This window comes from Pseudomonas sp. HMWF006, from assembly GCF_003061205.1.
GTDB lineage: Bacteria > Pseudomonadota > Gammaproteobacteria > Pseudomonadales > Pseudomonadaceae > Aquipseudomonas > Aquipseudomonas monsensis.
This window is the reverse complement of sequence record NZ_QAIU01000152.1, coordinates 1-2135: the sequence shown is the minus strand read 5'-3', so window position 1 is coordinate 2135 and position 2135 is coordinate 1. Positions and strand designations below refer to the sequence as shown.

At 59.5% G+C, this 2135-nt stretch carries 2 protein-coding genes; one reads left to right on the top strand and one right to left on the bottom strand.

Going from position 1 to position 2135, the window contains the following annotated elements:
• Positions 1-635: LysR family transcriptional regulator (locus DBR24_RS05965; protein WP_146188970.1), on the bottom strand; the 635-nt coding region annotated here is incomplete at its 3' end.
• A gap of 169 nt (positions 636-804) precedes the next feature.
• Here DBR24_RS05965 and DBR24_RS05960 point away from each other — a divergent pair.
• Positions 805-2088 carry an aspartate aminotransferase family protein gene (locus tag DBR24_RS05960; protein WP_128614189.1) on the top strand — a complete coding sequence of 428 codons (1284 nt, stop codon included), beginning with the start codon at positions 805-807 and terminating at the stop codon, positions 2086-2088.
• Positions 2089-2135 lie beyond the last annotated feature (47 nt).

The following is a 2135-nucleotide window of genomic DNA, read 5'->3' as shown; positions in this document are numbered from 1 at the left end:
CCAAGGCTGGTCAGCTGCGCTTGCCAGATCTGACGGATCTGAAACTCTTCGCCGAGCAGCAGCATTGGTAACTCTGCGGCTTGTCGTATCGAGACTTTCTTGAATTCACGCAGCGGGTGATCCGCTGGGATTACAAGCGTCAGTTCATCTTCGTACAGCATCACGCCATGCAACCCTGGCTGACGTGGTGGCAAATAGCTGATGCCGATATCCAGCGAACCGTTCAGCAGACGCCGTTCAATCTCCATCCCGCTCAATTCATAAATCTGCACCACCAGATGCGGTTGCGCCTTGCGCACGCGCTCTAGCATTTGCGGCACCAGGCTGGTGTGCACGGTTTGCAGCACGCCAATTGCCAGGGTGCGCAATGCCTGTCCCTTGAAGTTGCCCAACGCCTCGCGCGCCCGTTGCAGACCATCGAGCAAGGGCAGGGCGTGGTTGTACAAGGTATGTGCAGCCAGAGTCGGTAGCAGGCGTTTGCTGCTGCGTTCGAACAGCGTGACGTCGAGGTTTTGTTCGAGCTGGCGAATCTGTTGCGACAACGCCGGCTGCGAGATCGACAGCCGTTCAGCGGCGCGGCCGACATGGCCTTCTTCGTAGACCGCGACGAAATAACGCAGTTGTTTGAAATCCATAAGTAATGCTTATCGAAAATGCTGGGAAATCGAAATGGCCCGCAGGCCTCGGCGAGCTTAGTCTAACCGCATTCACAAGGCTTACAGGGCCAGAAAGCGCGATGAATAGCGTTTGCTTCGACAGTGTTTGCATAGGCAGTTCAAAACACCTCAAGCGAGGTGTTTTTCAATGAATCTGTTCAGTTTGCGGCGCCAGGCGCCGAGTCTCGACGACCTCGCCTTTGCGGCCGATTCTGCTGAAATCAACGAAAATCTGAGCACCGAGCGGCTGATGCCCAGTGTCGAGCGACCGCAACAGGTGTTCGTTCGCGGTCAGGGTTCCTGGCTGTGGGACAGTAATGATCGCGCTTATCTCGACTTCTCTCAGGCCGGTGGCGCCAACAGTCTTGGGCACAGTCCTTCGGCATTGGTCAAAGCCATTGCCAGTCAGGCTCAGGCACTGATCAACCCCGGTTTCAATCTGCACAACCGCGGCATGCTCAGCCTCACCGAGCGCCTGTGCGCGAGTACTTCCAGCGATCAGGCCTACCTGCTCAACAGTGGCAGCGAAGCCTGTGAAGCGGCGATCAAACTGGCGCGCAAGTGGGGGCAACTGCATCGTGGTGGCGCTTCGCGGATCATCGTGGCGAAGCAGGGGTGTCATGGTCGTAGTCTGGCGACGATCTCGGCATCGGACAGTTGTAACCTGCACAACCGTTTCGCGCCATTGCTGCCCGGTTTCGATCCGGTGCCGTTTAACGATTTGCCGGCGCTGCATGCGGCAGTCGATGCGCAGACCGTGGCGATCATGCTCGAGCCGATCCAGAGCGATGCCGGGGTGATTCCAGCCACCGGGCATTACCTTAAGGGCGTTGAGCGTTTGTGCCGCGAACTGGGGATTCTGCTGATTCTCGACGAAGTGCAGACCGGCATGGGGCGCTGCGGCAGCTTGCTTGCCGAACAGTCCTATGGCGTACGCGCCGATATCGTCGTGCTCGGCAAAGGCCTTGGCGGCGGTGTGCCCCTGGCGGCGCTGCTGGCGCGAGGCAAGGCGTGTTGTTTTGACGCGGGTGAACTGGGCGGCACGCATCACGGCAATGCGCTGATGACAGCGGCTGGCCTGGTGGTGCTCGACAGCGTGTACGACCGCAGCTTCCTGCAGCAGGTCAACGATAATGGCCAGCATCTGCGCGAAGGCCTCGCACGATTGGCACACCGCTACGACCACGGCGAACTGCGCGGCCAAGGCCTGTTCTACGGACTGACCCTGTCGGGCGATTCCGCCGAGGCCGTGGTCCATGCCGCGCTGCATGAGGGCCTGCTGCTCAACGCCCCGCAAGCCGACTGTCTGCGCTTCACCCCGGCGCTCACAGTGAGTAAAACCAATATCGACGAAATGCTCCTGCGCCTGGGCCGCGCATTCTCGCGAGTGCGCACCGCGCAACTGCAATGTCGCAAAGGGATTGCCGTCTGAGCTGAAGTTTCCTACCCGATTTCCAGAACCGTCTCGCGGTATAACGC